General features: G+C 67.8%; 1 protein-coding gene. It reads right to left on the reverse strand.

Annotation, left to right across the window (positions count from 1 at the left end; genetic code table 11):
- Positions 1 to 267: 267 nt before the first annotated feature.
- A complete protein-coding gene (locus BUB97_RS25355; RefSeq protein ID WP_073140731.1) occupies positions 268 to 1299 on the reverse strand; it encodes an IS110 family RNA-guided transposase in 1032 nt (343 codons plus the stop codon).
- Between the last annotated feature and the right edge of the window lie 117 nt (positions 1300 to 1416).

The raw sequence follows: 1416 nt of genomic DNA on the forward strand, positions 1-1416 counted from the left end.
CTTCCGTAATGGGCCTTCGGGCGTCAAGCCCCTCGAGTGAGTACCACGTCGCCGGTGTCATGCTTCCGTCCGTGGTCGGCACGAGGCCGCCACATCATGCGGTCAGAAAGGAGCCAGCGGGCCAATCTAAGACGCGTGGTTCGCCCCAGGGGGTTTCCACAGCACTACTCCCGGCCTCACTGCCTCCCGCGTCCCGGCGACGGGACCTCAGACGAGCAGGATCGGACTGACCCGTCCTGCCCGAAGCTCCATCCTCTCCGCGCTGTATCAGGCTGCCTGCGCCTCCTTGCCCCAGCGGAACTCCGTGCCATCGGCCCACATGCGATGGAGGACGCTCCCGAGCTTACGGGCCAGCGCCACCTTGGCCCGCTTCAGGCCCCGGCGCCTGGCAACCTCCATCGCCCAGCGCTTGAGCGCGGAGAAGCGCGTCGGGCGGCTCAGCACCGCATTGGCGGCCTCATAGAGTGCGGTGCGCACCATGGCGTCGCCCACCTTGCTGATCCCACCGGTCACGTCCGTCTCGCCCGACTGGTAGCGCTTCGGCGTGAGCCCGAAATGCGCGCCTACCGCCTTGGATGAACTGAACCGGCGCGGATCGTCCACCGCCGTCCTGAAGGTGATCGACACCAGCGCCCCCACGCCTGGCACCGTCATCAGCCGCCGACAGACCTCATCAGCGCGCACGATCGCCAGCATGCGCCGGTGCAGCCGCATGAACTCCGCCAGCAGACCCTCTCGCGCCGTCAGCATCGCGCCGGTGACCGTCTCCAGCATCTCATGGCCGGCTGCGAGCTCCCGGATCCGGGCTGCGAACTTTGCCTTGCTGACCTCGCCTACCTTGAAGCCGAAGCCCCGCAGAATGCCGCGGATGCTGAGCTCAACATCCCGCAGCTTGCTCTGCAGCAGCTTGCGTCCGACCAGCAGCGCGCGCACCTCCTGGGCCCCGGGCGACTTCCGATGCACCGGGCGGTACCAGCCCATCCGAAGCAGCTGGGCGATGCCGCGTGCATCCTTCCGATCGGTCTTCACCGTCATGGCCGAAAGCGCCGCCTTCACGTGGCGGGTTTCGAGCAGCACCGCCTCAAACCCCGCCTCGCTCAGCCCGGCATGGAGCCATTGCGACAAGGGACCGGCCTCCAGCCCGATCCGCGCCACCTCCAGGCCGAGGCCGCCAAACCAGGCGATCAGCGCCTCCGGCTCGCTCGCAACCTTGGCCTCGCGCACGATCTTGCCGCCGCCATCCACCACGCACACGCTGCTGTCTTTCAGCGATACGTCGATCCCGGCATAGTACTCCATGGCTGTCCCTCGATGATGCCTGGGGCCGACCCGTTCGGACCCCGTTCCACACACCATCACTCTGAGGGACAGCCGCCCTACCGCCCAAGCCCAGGCGGCCGGCCCATTACGGCATCT

Origin of the sequence: Muricoccus roseus (genome assembly GCF_900141905.1) — a bacterium.
Classification (GTDB): Bacteria; Pseudomonadota; Alphaproteobacteria; order Acetobacterales; family Acetobacteraceae; genus Roseomonas; species Roseomonas rosea.